Origin of the sequence: Caballeronia sp. LjRoot34 (genome assembly GCF_964253815.1) — a bacterium.
Taxonomy (GTDB): domain Bacteria; phylum Pseudomonadota; class Gammaproteobacteria; order Burkholderiales; family Burkholderiaceae; genus Caballeronia.
In genome coordinates this window covers 1,266,617-1,285,624 of sequence record NZ_CAXUSB020000001.1, presented here as the reverse complement: position 1 = coordinate 1,285,624, position 19,008 = coordinate 1,266,617, and the positions used below count along the sequence as shown (strand labels likewise).

At 59.9% G+C, this 19,008-nt stretch carries 12 protein-coding genes; 6 read left to right on the top strand and 6 right to left on the bottom strand.

Annotation, left to right across the window (positions count from 1 at the left end):
- The first annotated feature begins 308 nt into the window (after window positions 1–308).
- Window positions 309–773, top strand: a complete 465-nt coding sequence (locus ACSQ36_RS05620) for a rhodanese-like domain-containing protein (RefSeq protein ID WP_213763363.1) — start codon at window positions 309–311, stop codon at window positions 771–773.
- A 33-nt stretch (window positions 774–806) separates the two neighbouring features.
- Here ACSQ36_RS05620 and ACSQ36_RS05615 read toward each other — a convergent pair whose 3' ends face one another.
- The 4 genes from ACSQ36_RS05615 to ACSQ36_RS05600 all read right to left on the bottom strand — a co-directional run bounded on the left by ACSQ36_RS05615 (window position 807) and on the right by ACSQ36_RS05600 (window position 4,831).
- Entirely contained in the window at window positions 807–1,619 is an 813-nt protein-coding gene (locus ACSQ36_RS05615) for a competence/damage-inducible protein A (RefSeq protein WP_436181179.1), read from the bottom strand.
- A gap of 22 nt (window positions 1,620–1,641) precedes the next feature.
- Window positions 1,642–2,499 carry an EI24 domain-containing protein gene (locus tag ACSQ36_RS05610; protein ID WP_436181178.1) on the bottom strand — a complete coding sequence of 286 codons (858 nt, stop codon included), beginning with the start codon at window positions 2,497–2,499 and terminating at the stop codon, window positions 1,642–1,644.
- 212 nt (window positions 2,500–2,711) lie between these two features.
- The gene (locus tag ACSQ36_RS05605) at window positions 2,712–3,737 is read right to left on the bottom strand and encodes a sterol desaturase family protein (protein WP_436181177.1); all 1,026 of its coding nucleotides are present in this window, start codon (window positions 3,735–3,737) and stop codon (window positions 2,712–2,714) included.
- 83 nt (window positions 3,738–3,820) lie between these two features.
- Window positions 3,821–4,831 (bottom strand): beta-propeller fold lactonase family protein, encoded by a 1,011-nt coding sequence (locus tag ACSQ36_RS05600; protein ID WP_436181176.1) that lies wholly within the window; start codon window positions 4,829–4,831, stop codon window positions 3,821–3,823.
- A gap of 503 nt (window positions 4,832–5,334) precedes the next feature.
- Between ACSQ36_RS05600 and ACSQ36_RS05595 the strand changes: the two genes are divergently transcribed.
- Both ACSQ36_RS05595 and ACSQ36_RS05590 read left to right on the top strand, forming a co-directional pair.
- Window positions 5,335–8,409 carry a YadA-like family protein gene (locus ACSQ36_RS05595; protein ID WP_436181175.1) on the top strand — a complete coding sequence of 1,025 codons (3,075 nt, stop codon included), beginning with the start codon at window positions 5,335–5,337 and terminating at the stop codon, window positions 8,407–8,409.
- An 87-nt stretch (window positions 8,410–8,496) separates the two neighbouring features.
- A complete protein-coding gene (locus tag ACSQ36_RS05590) occupies window positions 8,497–9,048 on the top strand; it encodes an outer membrane protein assembly factor BamE (RefSeq protein ID WP_436181174.1) in 552 nt (183 codons plus the stop codon).
- A gap of 102 nt (window positions 9,049–9,150) precedes the next feature.
- Here the strand turns inward: ACSQ36_RS05590 and hrpA are convergent, their stop codons facing one another.
- On the bottom strand, window positions 9,151–13,458 hold the full coding sequence (hrpA, locus tag ACSQ36_RS05585) for an ATP-dependent RNA helicase HrpA (RefSeq protein WP_436183099.1): 4,308 nt from the start codon (window positions 13,456–13,458) through the stop codon (window positions 9,151–9,153).
- Window positions 13,459–14,536: 1,078 nt separating this feature from the next.
- On the opposite strand from hrpA, the gene argA reads away from it, so the two are divergent.
- From argA to proP, 3 genes are all read left to right on the top strand, one after another.
- The gene (argA, locus tag ACSQ36_RS05580) at window positions 14,537–15,907 is read left to right on the top strand and encodes an amino-acid N-acetyltransferase (RefSeq protein WP_158936637.1); all 1,371 of its coding nucleotides are present in this window, start codon (window positions 14,537–14,539) and stop codon (window positions 15,905–15,907) included.
- A 101-nt stretch (window positions 15,908–16,008) separates the two neighbouring features.
- Complete coding sequence (locus ACSQ36_RS05575) at window positions 16,009–16,284, top strand: oxidative damage protection protein (protein ID WP_165088370.1); 276 nt, start codon at window positions 16,009–16,011, stop codon at window positions 16,282–16,284.
- Between the two features lie 607 nt (window positions 16,285–16,891).
- Window positions 16,892–18,358, top strand: a complete 1,467-nt coding sequence (proP, locus tag ACSQ36_RS05570; protein WP_436181173.1) for a glycine betaine/L-proline transporter ProP — start codon at window positions 16,892–16,894, stop codon at window positions 18,356–18,358.
- A gap of 138 nt (window positions 18,359–18,496) precedes the next feature.
- Here proP and ACSQ36_RS05565 read toward each other — a convergent pair whose 3' ends face one another.
- The gene (locus ACSQ36_RS05565) at window positions 18,497–18,961 is read right to left on the bottom strand and encodes a metallophosphoesterase family protein (protein WP_436181172.1); all 465 of its coding nucleotides are present in this window, start codon (window positions 18,959–18,961) and stop codon (window positions 18,497–18,499) included.
- Between the last annotated feature and the right edge of the window lie 47 nt (window positions 18,962–19,008).

Genomic DNA, 19,008 nt, shown 5'->3' with positions numbered 1-19,008 from the left:
AAACCATCGGTAGAGTCAAAAGCAGCTTCCATGCCAAGTGCACCATTGTTGCGCTAAGCGGTTGAAGCTGCGCGCTTTTTCGGGGAAGCACCACTACCCTTCAAGGGGCTTACTGATCGAAATCGCATCATTATGCACATATTCAGTGCACTCAAAACTGAGACCCGTAACGTTAGCACTGATTCAGGGCAATTCAAACGCTCCGCACCAGTCCGATGCGTTCTGCCGCCTCAGCCAACCATGCATGAGCGAAGCGCTGGCAGCAAGCTAGAATGCCTAATTAAAATGTCCGATTGGAGACCTAGTCCATGAGCACGCTCGAGCAGTTGTACGCCCAGGCCACACTTCGCGCCGATCAAAACCAGTTGCCTTACGCGGGCGCCATTCTGCCCGCCGAAGCTTTCGAGCTTCTGCAACTCGACCCCGCTGTTCGCCTGATCGACGTACGTACGCGCGCCGAACTCGACTGGGTCGGCCGGCCAGCCATTGATACCGCGCAGTACTCGCACGTTGAATGGATCCAGTATCCAGGTTCCGTCCCGAACACGGCGTTCATGCATCAGTTGCGTGAAGTGGCCTCGCCCGACACGCCCGTCCTGTTCCTCTGCCGTAGCGCTGCGCGCTCAAAACTAGCGGCGGTCCTCGCTCAGAAGGAAGGTTTCACCAAAGCCTTCGACCTGCTGGAAGGATTCGAGGGCGACAAGGATGGACAGGGCCACCGCAAAACCGTTTCCGGCTGGTGCTTTCGCGGCCTGCCCTGGATCGGCGCGTAAATCCTCTGGTTGAGTGGTCGAGTTCGTCGCGGCTTAAGCCACTGCGCCCGGTTCAATCTCCACTATCTCGCCACCGAGCTCGGCCACACCCTCCCGCAACCGGGTGAACGCGGCGTTCGCTGCACCCGGTTCCCCCTTCACGCCCAAGTCAATGTGCGCACGCCCGTACACCTCACCGCGCGTGGCGTCACCGACGCTTGGCAGGCTGAAGACCCGCACTCCCACGAAGTCGCTTTCGATTGATTCCATCAGCGGCGTAATACGCGATTCCGGCAACCCGAAGACCAGCACTGAACGCTCTACATAAGGCGTTGCGTGATGCAGGTCCGCGTATTTGTTGTCCAGCACCCACTCGATCATCGGCCATGCCATGACGGGGAAACCGGGCACGAAATGAATATTCCCCGCTGAAAAGCCGGGAATCCGGTTGTAGCTGTTTGGAATGATGCTCGCGCCCTTCGGGAACGTGCCCATGTTCAACCGATGCAGGTTTTCCGGCAGATCGAGATCCACCGGCTTTTCACCCGCCGTTTCCCGGATGCGCGCTCGGATCAGTTCGGCCGCTTCCGGGTGCAGTTCGAGCGGCACCCCGAGTGCAGCGGCAGCGCACTGCCGCGTGTGATCGTCGGGTGTCGCGCCAATTCCGCCCGTCGAGAAAACGATATCCCCCGACGCAAAGGCTCGTTTAAGCGTAGCGGTAATGCGTTCGCGGTCATCGCCAATATAGTCCGCCCAGTCGAGCGACAACCCGCGCGCCGACAACAATTCGATAACTTTCGGCAGATGCTTGTCGGTCCTGCGACCGGACAAAATCTCATCGCCAATGATGATCATGCCAAAGCCCATGAATGCTCCCTGATCGTGAAAATTAGCCGGAAATTCGAAATTCGGGCGGTGCGCCGGGACCGCTCAGCGTAGATGCAGCCGCAGCGGTTTCTATCCGCAAGCGCTCAAGCGCATGCAAGCAGTAGTGCGCAAACCAGAGTGCCGAGAAAACGAGGATGAACGCATAGATCCAGATAGTCGCCGCCGCCACGACTGGAAATAATGGCAGCAGCCAGACCGACCACGCCCATAACATGGTCGGCAAAGACCCTAGCAGACCGCTGATCACGCCAATTCCAAACAGCGGCCACCGGGAGCGCCGCACGATAGCGCGCCGCTCCTCCGCGCTAGCATGCAACGCGAGCGCGTCATACGTCATGACCCGGTAAGTCAGCCAGCCCCACAACACGGGCGGAATGATCGCGAAAAACGGCGGGATCAGCCACAGCGGTAACGTCACGACCAGCAGCACGAGACACACGACCGTTGTGATCACTGAATGCCCCAGACTCCCGTACCACGAGCCCCCGCGCCGCATTTCAAGCGACGCGTACTGACGCCGCGTCAACAGCTTGATCACGGCGGGCATGGAAAGCGTCGCAATGAGCAACAAAATGGTTACGACGATTAACGGAATCGCCATGATCACGATGAAAAACGGCGCAATCACCGCGTGTAACGACGAAAAACCGATCGAATCGAAGAGCCGGTACATTGCGGACGTCAGCGCCCAGCCATCAAGCCAGTTCCGCGCGGCGCCCGTCAGCGTCTGCCAGAAAAACCACAGGACGGCGCCCCATGCAACGGTCGCCACAGCGAACGGCATGAACGTCAGCCACAGCATTCTCGGATGAAAAGCGTTCGCGAGCGCGCGTACGAACGAACGCAGCAAGTCATTCATGCAAAGAGTCGTCCGAAAGGGAAAGAAGACAGGATAAACCACTGAGCACATGCCGCGCTGCTCGTCCGTTTGGCTAACGCTGCCAGTTAAAATGACTTCGCCGGCTGGAGGCCGGCGAAGAGGACTGAGGCGCTACAAACTGAGTAGGTTCAAACAAAAACACATAGGCCCGGACAGGATATTCTGAACCGGGTTTGATCACGCATGGCTGCTTAAACGGCGGCCGCGTCCGAATCCGAACCCGGGGCGCGGGTCGCCCGATGCGACACGATGCGCTCCCCGATGCGCTTAAACGCAAGCCAGTGCTGCTCGATGAAACCATCGCCGTAATTGCGGCCGGGTTTGTCGGCAACCGCCAGTTGATCGCGAATACCGGTCGGCTCGAGCTCTCGATTCCACGACACGCTCCTGAACATCATGTCCCACCACGGCAGCAGCACGCCGAAGTTGCATCCGTAGGTTGTGCCTTCGTGACCATAGCCAATTGCATGGTGCCGCCGATGGAACGTCGGGCTGACAAGCAAGCGCTCGCCAAGCCAGCCGTAGCGGAGCCGGATATTCGCGTGCTGGACGCTTTGCATCAGGTTGGTGATTGCGACGAGCACCACGAACTGCGATGGTTGCACACCGATCACCAGCGCGACTGAAGCAAAAACCCCCGCCTGCATGACGTCGTCCAACAGATGGTTCCTGTCGTCGGTCCACAACGACATCTTTTGCTGGCTGTGATGCACCGCGTGCAATTCCCACCAGATGCCGATTCGGTGCTCCATCCGGTGATACCAATAACCGACGAAATCAAGCACGACCAGATAAATAACGAACGCGATGATCGGCTGAGACGTGACGCCCGGCCAAAGATTGTCAAGCTCGACGTTGGCAATGTTGTGCAGCCGCAGCCAACTCTGAAAACCATCAAAGAATGGCTGAAACGTGAAGAAAAAGAACAGATTCAGGATGCCCAGCTTGACGATCCACGTATACAGCGCGTCCACGCGCACGCCTTTCCTGTTTTGCCACTTCTCGGCAGGCCGCAAGGCCTCAAGCGGTCGCAGGATCGCGTACATGGCAAGCACTTCGAGCACGCCCACGATCACCCAATAGAGCGCGTCGTAGGTGTCTTCGTCATAACCCATCAGACCGACCTTGAACAGGAACGGCTGCACGACGTCGACGTACAGCCACGTCTGCGCCGTCGAGACGACCGTGTCGAACAGGGAAAAAATGGAATGAAACATGGTGCTCCGTCACTGTTACCAGGTGCAATCCTATCTTGGCGGCACCTCAACCTTCAATCTAGTTGCTTCTTTGACCGCTGATTTCAACCGCCATTCGGACCGGTCACCGGGGCACGGTCGAAAAAATAGATGCCATGTGGCGAACGCCCCACCGCGATTGTCTGAATGAGCTTACGGTTTGTCAGGTCGATAACTCCGACCTTCTTCGCAAACCGGAATGTGACCCAAAGATAACGTTTATCGGCTGAAAGTTCCATATCGTCGGGGCCGGGCAACAAACCCGTGATGTCGCCGACATTCGTCAACGAGTCTTGATCGATGATGCTGATCGTGCTCGCGACCCGATTCGACACCACGACATGCTTACCGTCCGCCAGCGAGCGGAAGTTGTGCGCGCCATTGCCCGTCTTGATCGTTTTAATGATTTTCTGGGTACGCCAGTCGACCACAGCCACATAGTCCGCGCCGGTCATGCCGACCAGCAGATATTTGTCGTTCGGTGTCATCCAGAGGCCGGCAGGCACCGGGCCGACCTTCATCTTCCATTTCACGGTTTGCGTTGCCAGGTCAATTGCTGCTACTTCGCCGGATACCTGCAGCGATATCAACACCGTCTTGCTGTCGTTCGTGAACGCGATGTGGCTGGGCATGACCGCCAGCGGTATGCGCTTCGCGAGGGACATATTGGCGCCGTCGTACCGATAGATATCCAGCCTGTCGAGCCGCAAGCCGGTGGACACGAACCATTTCTTGTCAGGCGAAAAACCCATCTGATACGGGTCCTCGATGTTTTCGACCCAACGCTGCAGTTTGCCCGTCTTCGGGTCGACGAACATCAGATTGTTCGAGACCGAGTTTGCAACGATCAGCGACGCGTTGTCCGGCGTCGCCATCAAGTGGTGCGGTTCCTTGCCGGTCGGGATGGTCGACACGACCTGATGCGTCGCTTCATCGATAAGACTCAGTGTGGCCTCGCCAGAATTCAGCACGATTATGTTGTTGGCGTGAACCGGCACGGCAATAGAAAAAGCAGCGATCAATGCAGCAGCGGCAACAATCGCGCGGGAGAAACGAGTACGGAGAGAATTGCGCATGAAAACTCGGGTCGAAAAACAGTCGCCATTGTAGAACGTTTGCGCCAAGCAGAGTGTTGATCCAGAACGGGTTTTTGGCACTTTTCGGCATTGACGCCGCAAATACTCCTGAAGCCGATCCGACGCATTTACCAAGGCTGCGCCCTCCGCGGGATTCCACAGAAAGAAGGCGCATTGGGGCGAAAAATTCGCCACAAAAAATGACGGTTTTTTAATTTAGTTTGCAATCCAAACTATCTTTTCTTAATCGCACTCATTTTAGGAAAGATCGTGTATTTCGAAAACACGATAACCGCGATGATCCCGACCTTCTGAGTCCGAACGTAGCAATGCAGGAAGGCTGTCCGACGCCCGAGCGGGCCAGAACTTACGAGGCGGGAGATCCTCGTTCCAAGGAACCGTCGCGTCCAGATTCCTCCCTTTTCAGCAGGCAGGCACTCGCGCGATCGGATCCATCGATCAACCCGACATGTATTTGTCAAATTGTTAGACATCCTTCTTTCATGAATAGAATCTTTAAAGCAGTCTGGAACGAATCATCAGGCACCTGGGTCGCGGCTTCCGAGACATCCAGATCGAAGACCAAGCGGTCTTCGGCACGCAAGCTTGCAATGGTGCAAGTGGCAATGATCAGCATTGGCGGCCTTGTTATGTCCTCTGGCGCCCATGCTGACGATTGGGCTGCGGCCGGAACGGGTACCAATGCCATCTACGTTGGGCCCAATGCCGCCGCGAGCGCCAATCGCGCTTCGGGCATCAATGCCGTCGCGATTGGCACCAACACAAACGCGACAGGCGAAAATACGGTCGCCACGGGCTTCTCCGCTTCCGCCAGCGGGATCGGGGCCAGTGCATACGGCTCCGGGGCAAATGCGTCCGGAACAGCATCCACAGCGTTGGGCGGAGGAAGTTGGGCGACTGGCGAGAGCAGTACCGCAGTAGGCGCATTGGCGGAAGCAGATGGCGCCAGATCCGCCGCATTTGGCACGGCATCTATCGCCACTGGAAACAGCGCAATGGCGCTGGGTGACACGGCATCGGCATCCGGCGCACAGTCGACCGGTATTGGCGCAAACGCTGTTGCGGCGGGTGACGGTTCGAATGCCATCGGCGCATCCTCGCAAGCGCAAGGAAGTAACGCCATTGCTTTCGGCACAAGTGCAAACGCACAGGCCACTGATTCTGTCGCTATTGGTACTGATTCTGCCTCGGCCGCAGCCAGTGCGGTTGCGCTGGGTGCAAACGCGACGGCATCCGGAACCGCATCGAGTGCGTTCGGCATGTCAGCGACCGCTTCCGGTGCTAACGCCACTGCCGTTGGTTCGAACGCCCAAGCTACAAATACGAGTTCGACCGCGATCGGAAATTCAGCTACCGCTTCTGGCTTACAGTCGAATGCCATCGGCGTGTACGCAGAAGCGCGTGGGGCGAACGCCCTCGCGGCAGGTAGCTATGCTGTTGCTGCCGGCGACAACTCAGTCGCTGTGGGTGCGGACTCCGCAGCGACAGATCGGGCGACCGCTTTGGGCGCCAGCGCCACAGCAATCGACACCAGCGCGGTGGCCATTGGCGACACCTCCCTGTCAAACGCATCAATGGCGAGCGCCATTGGCCCGTACGCCACAGCTTCTGCTGTCGGCGCGACGGCCGTGGGGTCGAACACCACGGCTTCTGCCATCGGCGCGACTGCCATGGGTTCGAACGCGCAGGCCAGCGGCTTAACGTCATTTGCTGCGGGCTCCCATGCCAGCGCAACGGCTGAAAACTCAATCGCGATCGGTACGCAGGCTTTGACCGGAATCGATCCGGCGTCACTCGCGGCCAATCCCGGTGCAAATCCCGCAAGCGACGCCATCGCGATCGGTACAAGCGCGAACGCCGCAAATGTAGATACCGTAGCGCTCGGACGTAAGGCAACAGCCACCGGTGTAGCAGCGGTCGCCGTCGGAACGTTAGCCGGCGCCTATCAGGACGGCGCCACTGCCGTGGGTAACAACGCCACCGCCCAGGGCGTCAATACAACAGCCGTTGGCCAGTATTCAACGGCAGCAGGAGCGAACTCAGTCGCCGCCGGCGCAGGGACGTTTGCGTCAGATAACGCAGTGGCAGTCGGCTATCAGGCCAACGCGATCGAAAAGCAAGCCATCGCGGTAGGCGTCAATTCAACGGCGTCCGGACTCGACGCCACAGCCGTTGGCGACACCGCACAGGCTTCCGGAGTCGACTCCATCGCGGTGGGTCATAGCGCAGTCGCAGCGGGTACAAGCAGCATCGCCTTTGGCGCGCAAGCCAACGCTGCATTCGCAAACTCCATCGCTATCGGCAACAACGCGATCGCGAACAATGAGAATAGCGTGGCTCTCGGCGCGGGATCGGCAACGACCACCGGTGCACAGACCGGCTATACCGCTTACGGCCTGACGGCACCGCAAACATCAGCGGGCGAAGTGAACGTGGGTAACCGCACGATCAGCGGCGTTTCAGCCGGTGCGCTGGACACAGACGCGGTCAACGTTGAACAGTTGAAGGCGGTTAGCGACCAGGCCGCAGCAGCCGTTGCAACAGCAACCGCAGCCTCCGACGGCGCGGTCAAATACGACCGCAATGCCGACGGCTCGGTTAATCACGACAGCGTGACGCTCGAAGGCACGAGCGGAACGGCACTTCATAACGTCGCGGCTGGCGTGGATACAACCGACGCGGTGAACGTTGGTCAGCTTAACGATGCAATCGGTCAGGTCAACGCGTCGGTCGGCGATGCTGTCACCAACGCGGTGAATAACGCAGTCACCAATGCGGTGAATAACGCCGTTATCGACGCCAACGATCCCTTGTTCAGCGCAGATGGCGATCGCGATACGGAGGCTGCATCCGCCACCGGCACGAAGGCGGTTGCGGTAGGCGCACAGGCATTGGCGACGGGCGCCGGCTCGGTTGCAATGGGCAATGGCGCTCAGGCTACAGCCGACAACGCTACGGCAGTCGGCCAAAACGCACTGGCAAGTGGCGCGGGTTCGGTTGCCCTGGGCAACGGCGCCCAGGCTTCCGCCGACAGTTCCGTGGCGCTCGGCCAAAATTCGGCGGCGTCCGGCACCGGCGGTGTTGCCATGGGTAACGGCGCTCAAGCAACTGCGACCAATTCAGTCGCCCTCGGCCAGAACTCGGTCGCTGATCGCGCAGACACGGTGTCGGTTGGGGCGGCAGGCAGCGAACGTCAGATCACGAACGTCGCGCCCGGCACGCAAGGCACCGACGCGGTCAACGTGAACCAGTTGAACCAAAGCGCCGGCAGCACGTTGAAGCAAGCGAACGACTACACCGACTCCAAAACGGAAGGCGCGCGTCGCGACGCCTACGCCGGCACGGCGTCGGCACTCGCGGTCGCAGGTTTGCCGCAAGCGGTATTGCCAGGCCGCGGCATGGTGGCCTTGGGCGGCGGCACGTACGGCGGCCAATCGGCTGTTGCTATCGGCATTTCGCAACTTTCCGATAACGGCATCTGGGCCTACAAGGTAAGCGGCACGACGAGCACGCGCGGTCAGTTCGGCGTTTCAGTCGGCGCCGGCATGCACTGGTAAGCCAGCGCAGTCACAGAGGTAGTGTCGCGGGCAAGCTGTAAAGGCCCGCGACATCGAGTTAATGAAAACAACGGATCCGATCAAGAGATGAACTTCACCTTCCGCAAACCATCGCGTGCACTTCCTTTCGCCGCCTCGCTCCTCGTGGCGCTTTTGATGTCGGCCTGCGGTACGGGTAGCAAGCTTTCCAGCGACGGCAGCCAGGACCAACTGGTATTTCCGGCAGCCGACTCGGCAACGAGCCTCGGAGGCAGCTACCCGTTGACCGAAGCCCTGCGCAAGCTCAAGCCCGGTATGAACAAAAACCAGATTGCAGCACTTCTGGGCCGTCCGCAATTCCAGGAAGGATTTTTCGGCGTCCGCGAATGGGACTATGTTTTGAACGTCACGAACGACGCTGGTGCGCCGCAAATGGTGTGTCAGTTGAAAGCGGTGTTCACGTCACGTGACGAAGCGCGCAATTTCTATCGCAAGTGTGGTGATAGCGTAGAGACGTTGGCCGATGGTAAATGGCAGAAGTATGTGATGACGCCTGTCAGCACAGAGGCTAGCGGTGAGGTAAGCACTGAGTCCAGCGTTCTGACAGCTGCGCCTCTGAGTCTCGAAGTCATCCAGTCTTCGGGCGAAACGACGAAGTAGTCGTTGTAGAACGTGTAAAGCGCGAGCCGGCTATCCGCCGAGTCTCGCGCTTTCTCACGTGCGTCCCTTACGGGCGTCTCTTATGTGCGTCCCCTACGGGCGTTATCGTTGCATCGATTCCCACACTTTGTACAAGCGCTTGACCGAAATCGGCATCGGCGTTCGAAGTTCTTGCGCAAATAACGACACGCGCAACTCTTCCAGCAACCATCTGTATTCACTCAATCGCGCATCCGCCACACCGCCGCGTTGAGCAATCGCCCGCTGATAGTTTTGCAGCAACGGCGCAATCTCCGCCGACAACCGCGCGTCCCGCACTGCATCCGCTTTCAACTTGTCGATACGCAACCCTATCGCGTTCAGATAACGCGGGAAGTGGGACAACTGCGTGTAAGGCGTATCGATAATAAAACGCTTGCCGATCAGCGCGCTAAGTTGCGCGACCATGTCCGAGTAGGGTGTGCCGAACGATTTAGCCTGCGTCAGTTTCTTGGAGATCGTCGCGTATTCCGCCAGTATCTGCCCGGCCAACCGCGCGATTTCCTGTGCCAGCAGCGTCAACCGGCTCTTGCCCTGATCTCGCCGCGCGTAGAAATCCGCGTCGTTATCGGGAAGCGGATCTTGCAGGCATGCACGATCCAATGCCGTTTCAATAATCTGGCCTGCCAACTCCTCCTGCGTCCCCAGCGCCATGTAATGCAACGACATCTCGCGCAATCCACCAAGATTGCGTTCGAGATACCGGATCGGCTCGCGCAACTGCAGCGCAAAGAGTCGCCGCAAACCGGCCCGATGAATCCGCGCCGCTTCTTCCGGTGAATCGAAGACCTCAACGTCGCAATGCGTTCCCCGATCGACAAGCGCCGGATAACCGAAGAGCGTCTGACCGCGCCGGCGAATTTCAAGCAACTCGGGCAGCTTGCCAAAGTCCCAGGTAGTCAGGTTTTCATACAACGCGGTACTCGACGAATCGGATGCGGAAGCCGTTCGGGTGACAGGCGCCGCCGTGTCGTTGCTACCGTCCAACGTCGCGCCCGCTGCCAGCTTCTGGAAATGCTGCTGCGCCTGGCCACCCAGTTCCGATCGGAGTTGGGCAAGGTTTCGGCCCATGGCAAGTTGGCGACCGTGTTCGTCGATGACCTTGAAGTTCATGAACAAATGGGCGGGCAGCGACTCGAGCTTGAAGTCCGAGGGTTTCATCGCGATCTGCGTTTGCTCGCGAATATCCGCGATCAAGGCTTCGAGCAAACCGCCCGCGCCGAATGTCTTGCCACTGTGGCGCTCGACCACGCCGGCTGAAAACTCCGGCAAGGGCACAAGGTGACGCCGCAACTTTTGCGGTAACGACTTCAGCAGCAATTGCACTTTTTCCTTGAGCATGCCGCGAACAAGCCACTCGGAACGGCGGGCATCAACTTGATTCAGGCCGAACAGCGGCACGGTGAGCGTCACGCCATCGCGGGCAGAACCCGGTTCGAAGTGATACGTCAACGTCATTTCGATGCCGGCCATCGTCATCCGCTTCGGAAACAAGTCGGTCGTGACGCCGGCAGCTTCGTGGCGCATCAGGTCGTCGCGCGAGAGGAACAGCAGACGTGACGACGCGCCATTCTTCTTCTCTTCATCCCGATACCAGCGCTCGAAAGCCGCGCCGGAGTACATGCCCTTCGGCACAAGCGAATCGTAGAAACCGAAGATCAATTCGTCGTCGACGAGCACATCCTGCCGACGCGACTTGTGCTCCAACTGTTCGATATCCGCCAGCAGCTTGCGGTTGTGCGCGAAAAACGGCAGCTTGGTCTCGAACTCGCCGTCCACGAGCGCGCCGCGAATAAACAATTCACGCGCCCGCTCCGGGTCCTGTTTGCCAAAACTCACGCGCCGACGTGCGTAGACGGTCAGGCCATGCAGCGTTGCGCGTTCGAACGCAGCAACTTGCGCGGCTTTCTTTTCCCAATGCGGTTCGGAAATCGATTTACGCAGCAAATGCGCGCCGACTTGCTCAAGCCATTCGGGCTCGATTTTCGCGATACATCGCGCGTAGAGCCGGCTCGTTTCCACGAGTTCGCCGGCTATAACCCAGCGCCCCGCCTTCTTCAGCAACGCTGAACCAGGCCACAGATAAAACTTGATACCGCGCGCGCCAAGGTAATACGGCTCGTCGTCGGCCTTCAGGCCCACGTTGCCAAGCAAACCCGTCAGCAAAGCGAGATGAATCTGCTCGAACGTCGCCTCGGATTCGTTCAGACGCCAGCCGTGTTCGCGCACGACGGTCAGCAATTGCGAATGCACATCGCGCCATTCACGCAGACGCACGTGATTCAAAAAGTTCGCGCGGCACGCATCGGTGAGCTGCTTGTTCGACTTCTTGTGCGCGATCGCATCCTCGAACCACGCCCAGATTTTCGTCCACTGCAGGAATTCGGAACGCTCGTCGGCGAATTTCTTGTGCGCCAGATCCGCTTGTTCCTGCGCTTCGATCGGCCTGTCGCGCGGATCCTGAACCGACAACGCGCTCGCGATGATCAACACTTCGCGCAACGACTGATGGTCACGCGCGGCAAGAATCATCCGGCCGACGCGCGGATCGAGCGGCAAACGCGCCAGTTCGCGGCCGAGCGGCGTGAGCGCGTTGTCGTCATCGACTGCGCCAAGTTCGTTCAGCAGTTGATAACCATCGGCGATTGCGCGGCCCGGCGGCGGTTCGAGAAACGGAAACGTTTCGATGGCCGTCAGATGCAGCGATTTCATCCGCAAGATCACCGCGGCGAGCGATGAGCGCAGGATTTCCGGATCGGTGAACCGCACGCGAAGGTTGTAATCGTCTTCTTCGTAGAGACGAATGCACACGCCGTCCGCGACCCGCCCGCACCGCCCCGCGCGCTGGTTCGCCGAACTCTGCGAAATCGGTTCGATCTGCAACTGCTCGACCTTGTTCCGATACGAATAGCGCTTCACGCGGGCAAGCCCGGTATCGACAACGTAGCGAATCCCCGGCACCGTCAACGAAGTTTCCGCGACGTTCGTCGCCAGCACGATCCGGCGCGTATTCGACGTGCGGAATACGCGCTCCTGCTCGGCGGCGGAAAGGCGCGCGAATAATGGCAGGATTTCCGTGTGCGGCGGATGGTGCTTGCGCAACGCTTCGGCGGCGTCGCGAATTTCGCGCTCGCCGGGGAGAAAAACGAGGACATCGCCGGGGCCTTCGCGGCAGAGTTCATCGACAGCGTCAACGATCGCTTCCATCAGGTCGCGATCATTTTCACGTTGAGTCTTCGGACGATCCGGACGGTCTTTCGGCTGCGTGCCCAGCGTCGGACCTTGTGCCGACTTCACCGCCGCGCTCTCCTCCTCCACCGGTCGATATCGCACCTCAACCGGATACAGCCGCCCGCTCACCTCGATCACCGGCGCGGGTTTTTCATCGCTGCCGAAATGACGGGCGAAGCGGTCGGCATCGATCGTCGCCGATGTCACGATCACCTTCAGATCCGGCCGGCGCGGCAGGATTTCGCGCAGATAACCGAGCAGGAAATCGATGTTCAGGCTGCGTTCGTGCGCCTCGTCGATGATGATCGTGTCGTACGCGGCGAGCAGCGGATCGGTCTGCGTCTCGGCGAGCAGAATGCCGTCGGTCATCAGTTTCACCGATGCACCGGGCGACAGGTTGTCCGTGAACCGAACCTTGTAGCCAACCACCTCGCCGAACGGCGTGCCGAGTTCTTCAGCGATCCGCCGTCCCGTCGCCGATGCCGCGATTCGCCGCGGTTGGGTATGGCCGATCAGCCCCGTGCCGCCTGCGCCGAGGCCGCGTCCGAGTGCAAGGCAGATTTTGGGTAGTTGCGTTGTTTTTCCGGAGCCCGTTTCGCCGCTGACAATCACCACCTGGTTCGCCTGGATCGCGGCGGCAATTTCGTCACGCCGGGCGGATACCGGTAGCGTTTCGGGGAAACGGATCGGCGGGATGGGGTTCGGTTCGACTACGCGGCGCGGACGCGGGGTATCGCGATGCTGAGGGCGTGGGTTGGGGCGTGATGAATCAGGTTGCGGACGAACGGCTCGCCCGAGCGCGTCAGGTTGATGTCGAGCGGCGGGTTGCGCGGCGTCATGCTGCGAACGAGCGACGGGGCGTGCGGCGGCAGATGGCGAACGAGCCACCGGTTGTGCAGCGCCGCTTTCTGACCGGGCGCCCTGTTGCGCGTTTTCCGATGTGCGTGCGTCGTTCTGCTGACGAGCGTTGTTCGCGCCCTGCTCCGCACGGCTCCGCGTTTGTGCATCCGATCGGCGGGGTTGTATGGCCGGGCGCTGCGGCGCGCCCTCTGCCGCTGTGCGCTCAGGCCCATGTGCCCGCTGTTTATCCACCGGCAGTCTGGACGATGCCCCCCTGTCCGATCTCGCCCCAGACGACATCGACGGGCCGCCTGTATTCCCGCGCGTCTTGCCTGGTTTCTGATCACGTTGCCTGTTCGCCTCGCGCCCCTCGGAACTGACCGGTGGTTGCACGGTATCGGTGCGTTCAACGATGCGCGATTCCTGCGTACGTCGAATATTTGAGTCTTGCGCAGACGACTCGCTCGCGACGCGTTGTTGTATCGACGCATCGGCTGGCTGACTAACGTGAGCTTTCCGCGAATCGCGTTCCGGGCGCGTATCGGAAGCTGACCGCTCGCTCTGGTTTTTTGTCGAACCGCTGGCTGCTGCGGTTTGCGCTTTCGTTTCGGGTTCGCGTCGCGGCGGCATGACAGTGGCTTGCTTGCCTGGCTGCCCTGGCCCAACTCGGGAAACGCGCTCGCTGCGCGGCACGTTGGAAACGCCCGTTGACGCAACGCTGGCGCCAACGCTTCCAGCGCTCCGATTTCCCGGACTGTTAGCGAACACGCGTTCGTCATGCGGCGCTATTGGCGTCGAGGGTGTTTTCGGCCCTTCGGTTCGTTTTATCGCCGGGGCGCGTTCCTCGCTGCCGACGCGCACGGCTGCGCTTTCACGACGCCGCTCAGACTCTGCAACGGGAGCCTGCGAACCAGGGACGCTCACCTTGCCTGACGACAAAGACAACGAAGCTAGCGCGGACAGCGACGACAGCGAAACCGCGCCGCCGCGCTCATCCTTTCGCGGCGAACCTTGTCGCGAAGACGAGGAAGACAAAGAAGAAGCGCCACCGGACGAACCCTTCGATTCATTGCGCGAAGCAGAAGAAACTCCCGCCCCTTTCTGAACGCTTTTTTTCGATCCCTGTTGACCAACGGCGGGGCCACCCGCCGAGCCCGCTCCCGACACCCCGGCAAAACGCCGCGCAGCCGCGTCCTTCTTGCTATTCGCGGCGGTCCCGGTACCGCCTCCGGCGTCATCTTCGCCATCGCTTTCGCGCGCCGCTGCATCGCGCAGCAGCGCTTCACGCAGCTTTTTCAACTGCTCCTGGGGGTCAAGCTTGTCCGCATCGGCGGGACGTTTGGAAACATTCGGCATAGCACGGCATTATAATCCCGGCATGAATTCTCAAACCGACCTCCCCGCCGCGCCTCCGCCGGTTTCGACCGAGCCCGAAGCGCCTGATCAACACGGCCAGTTCGTGGAATGGATGCGCTCCGTCGCGCCCTATATTCACGCGTTCCGAAACAAGACCTTCGTGGTCGCGTTCGGCGGCGAACTGGTGCAGGAAGGACGTCTGAACGCACTCGTTCAGGACGTCGGCCTGTTACACGCCATGGGCATTCACGTCGTGCTCGTGCACGGTTCGCGGCCCCAGGTGGAAGAACAATTGAACCTGCACGGCGTGGAGTCGGAGTTTTCACACGGCTTACGGATCACCGACGCCCGCGCGCTCGAATCCGCGAAAGAAGCCGCTGGGGAAGTGCGCCTGGATATCGAAGCGGCAATCAGCCAGGGCTTGCCGAACACGCCGATGGCGCATGCGCACATCAGCGTGGTATCGGGCAATTTTGTGACAGCGCGGCCGGTCGGCATTCTCGACGGCGTCGATTTTCAGCACACGGGCGTGGTCCGGAAGATCGACGGCGATTCCATTCGCCACTCGCTCACCAGCAGCAAGCTCGTGCTGCTCTCCCCGCTCGGTTTTTCACCGACGGGCGAAGCGTTTAATTTGTCGATGGAAGATGTGGCGTCGGCAGCAGCTATCGCGTTGCGCGCCGACAAGATCATTTTCCTCACCGAAACCCCCGGTCTCGTCGATGAAAACGGCGAACTGGTGCGCGAAATGTCGTTGGACGACGCGTACCGGCTGCACGAAAGCGGCGAGTTGCAAGGCGACGCCGCGTTCTATCTTAAGCACACCATTCGCGCTTGCCGCGGCGGCGTGGCGCGGGCGCACATCATCCCCTACGCGCTCGACGGCAGCATCCTGCTCGAGCTGTTCCTGCATGACGGCGTGGGCACGATGATCTCGTACGAGAATCTCGAAAGCCTGCGAGAAGCCACGCCGGATGACGTCGGCGGGATCCTGACGCTGATCGAACCGCTGGAAATGGACGGCACGCTCGTACGGCGCGGCCGGCATCAGATTGAACGCGATATCGACCATTTCTCGGTGATCGAGCACGATGGCGTGCTGTTCGGCTGCGTGGCGCTGTATCCGTACACGCAGGAACGCATCGGTGAAATGGCCTGCCTGACGGTCTCGCCCGAAGCGCAAGGTTCCGGCGATGGTGAACGCTTGCTGAAACGTGTCGAGCAACGGGCTCGCGCTCGTGGCCTCACGCACATCTTCGTGCTGACCACGCGCACCGAGCACTGGTTTCTCAAACGCGGCTTCGTCAAGGTGACGGTCGACGATCTTCCCGAGGACCGCCGCCGGCTGTACAACTGGCAACGTAAATCGCTTGTGTTGATGAAGCAGCTCTAATTTATTTCGAGTTATTTCGAGGCGTGTTCGTCCGGTTGCAAGCGCACCCATGCGCCGCCCGACGCGAAGCGCCCAGCTACCCCGCTACAGGAGAAATACAGATGGCCCGAACGATTCAATGCGCGAAACTCGGCAAGGAAGCCGAAGGACTCGACTTCCCACCCCTGCCGGGAGAACTCGGCAAGCGGATCTACGAAACAATTTCGAAGGAAGCATGGCAAGGCTGGCTCAAGCAGCAAACCATGCTGATCAACGAAAACCGCCTGAACATGGCTGATCCGCGCGCACGTCAGTACCTGCTGAAGCAGACGGAAAAGTACTTTTTCGGTGAAGGCGCCGACACCGCCCAAGGCTACGTGCCGCCGACGCAAAGCTGATCAGGCAAGTCCTTTTCTGGCGATAAAAAGCCGGTCTTTCGAGGCCGGCTTTTTCTTTTTAGAGACTCGCGCAAGCAGCCCTTTCAACAGGCCAGTTCGCGGATCGTCTTGCATCGTGCTATCATCTCCGTCTTTCCAACTGCAATTCAAAGTCAATTTCTTGGTAATGACGCGCCTGAAGCATTCATTCAAGCGTTAATTCGAGATATCGGTGAGTGGTTGTGGAGGCTTCCTCGGGTCTGGATTTGCCCGTGGACACGTTGTTCTCAAGCCTTCCCAATCCGTGACACGGCAAGCAACTGAACACCAGCGCACCAAGCGCCTCCGTTGCTCAATTTAGCTGTGTCCAGCCATCTATCCCCGTAGTACCCGTGCACGCAAACCCGTGCTACCCACAAAGTGCCATTTCGCGACATCGGCGCGAGGCATCGGCATTGTTCATCGCACCGTCAGCGCATCGCTTATGCGTTCAGCGGGCGGGCCGCCGCTTTCAGTGCACGCACTGAAACTCGCCTCGTCGCGAAACTGCACTTTCCTGGCAACGTGCGCTTAGGCGCACGCCGAACCGCCCCACGGGCGGATCGGCAACAACCTGGAGCTTCTCTTCATGGCAATACCGAACGACAGCCGCGGGCGACAACCCCAACCCCAAAAAGACCTGTCGTTTGACGACATCACCATCGTCGATAAATCGCTGCTCAAGCGCGCAGTCGGCGCGATGGCGATCGGCAATGCAATGGAATGGTTCGATTTCGGCGTCTACAGCTATATCGCGGTGACGCTCGGCAAAGTGTTCTTCCCGTCGGCCAATCCGGGGGCGCAACTGATCGCCACGTTCGGGACGTTCGCCGCGGCGTTTCTCGTGCGTCCGCTCGGCGGCATGGTGTTCGGGCCGTTGGGAGACCGCATTGGCCGAAAGCGCGTGCTCGCGATGACCATGATCATGATGGCGGTCGGCACGTTTTGTATCGGCTTGATTCCGGCGTATGGAAGCATCGGCATTTTTGCGCCGATCCTGCTGCTTGCCGCGCGTTTGGTTCAGGGCTTTTCCACGGGCGGCGAGTATGGCGGCGCGGCGACGTTCATCGCGGAATTCGCGACGGACAAGAAACGCGGTTTCATGGGTAGTTTTCTCGAGTTCGGTACGCTTGTGGGATACGTGCTCGGCGCGGGCTGCGTGGCGGTGCTGACCGCGACGATGTCCGAACAATCGCTACTCTCCTGGGGATGGCGCATTCCGTTCCTGATCGCAGGACCAATGGGGCTAATCGGCTTGTATATCCGGCTGAAGCTTGAAGAAACGCCTGCCTTCCAGCGCGAAGCCGACAAGCGCGAAAGCGAAGCGCACAGCACGCCCAAAGAGCAATTCCGCGATATGTTGGTCAAGCAGTGGAAGCCGATGCTGCAATGCGTCGGGCTGGTGCTGATTTTCAACGTGACCGATTACATGGCGCTGTCTTATCTGCCGAGTTATCTGTCCGCGACGCTGAAATTCAACGAAACGCATGGGCTTTTCATTGTGCTGATCGTGATGGTGCTGATGATGCCGATGACGCTTGCCGCAGGCCATCTGTCGGACAAGGTCGGGCGCAAGCCGGTGATGCTGTTTGGATGCGTCGGGTTGCTGCTGTTGTCGATACCCGCGCTGACGCTGATCCGCATGGGCACCATGCTGCCGATTTTCTGCGGCATGCTGATTCTCGGCGTGTTGCTCTCGTGTTTCACCGGGGCCATGCCGTCCGCGTTACCCGCGCTCTTCCCCACCAAGATCCGCTACGGCGCGCTGGCGATCGGCTTCAACGTATCGGTTTCGCTGTTCGGCGGCACGACGCCGCTGGTCACCGCGTGGCTGGTTTCATCGACGGGAAATCTGATGATGCCGGCGTATTACCTGATGGGGGCATCGGTGATCGGAATCGTCTCGGTGCTCGCGCTGCATGAGACGGCCAGGCAACCGCTGAAGGGTTCGCCGCCGTGTGTGGGCTCGCGCTCGGAAGCGCATGCCGTGTTGCGCGGCGTGCGGCAAGCCGCTGAAATGGATGACCGGATGCCGGAAGCGACTGCACGCGCATAACCGTCATCAAGCTGATCGATGGGCGGTTGTTCGCCAGTCGTTCCGCTGTTAAACGAAGTTAAGCAAAGAGGCCATCCAGCTAACGTTGGATGGCCTCTTTGCCTGGTCGCTCAAGCGAAGCCGGCGCTGGGCCGCCATTCACTCAACCAGCCGTACGATTTCCACCTGCACCTCGCCCTTATCGATCAACATAATGCCAAGCGTCACCGGCAATTTGAATCGACGCGGCCCGGCACTTCCCGGATTGACGAACAGCGTCGCGCCGCGACGTTCGATCAAAGGCTTGTGCGAATGGCCGGTGACGACCACGTCGATACCGGCAAGTTGCTTCGGAACGTCCGCTATGTCGTGGACCAGATGAATCGCCGTACCGCCAATATCAAACGTCAGCGCTTCCGGCAAGTCGTCGATCCGCATGCCCGAGTCGTTATTGCCGCGGACCGCGGTGACGGGCGCGAGTTCGTTGAGCGTATCGAGTACAGCGGGATTGCAGATATCGCCGGCGTGAATGATGTGCTCGCAGCCGCGCAACGCATCGAGCGCCTCGGGGCGCACGAGGTTGTGGGTATCGGAGATGATGCCGATGCGGATGACAGATGACATGGGCTTCGCTCGCGGGACTCTAAGCAACGAGCGTAGCACTGTTCATG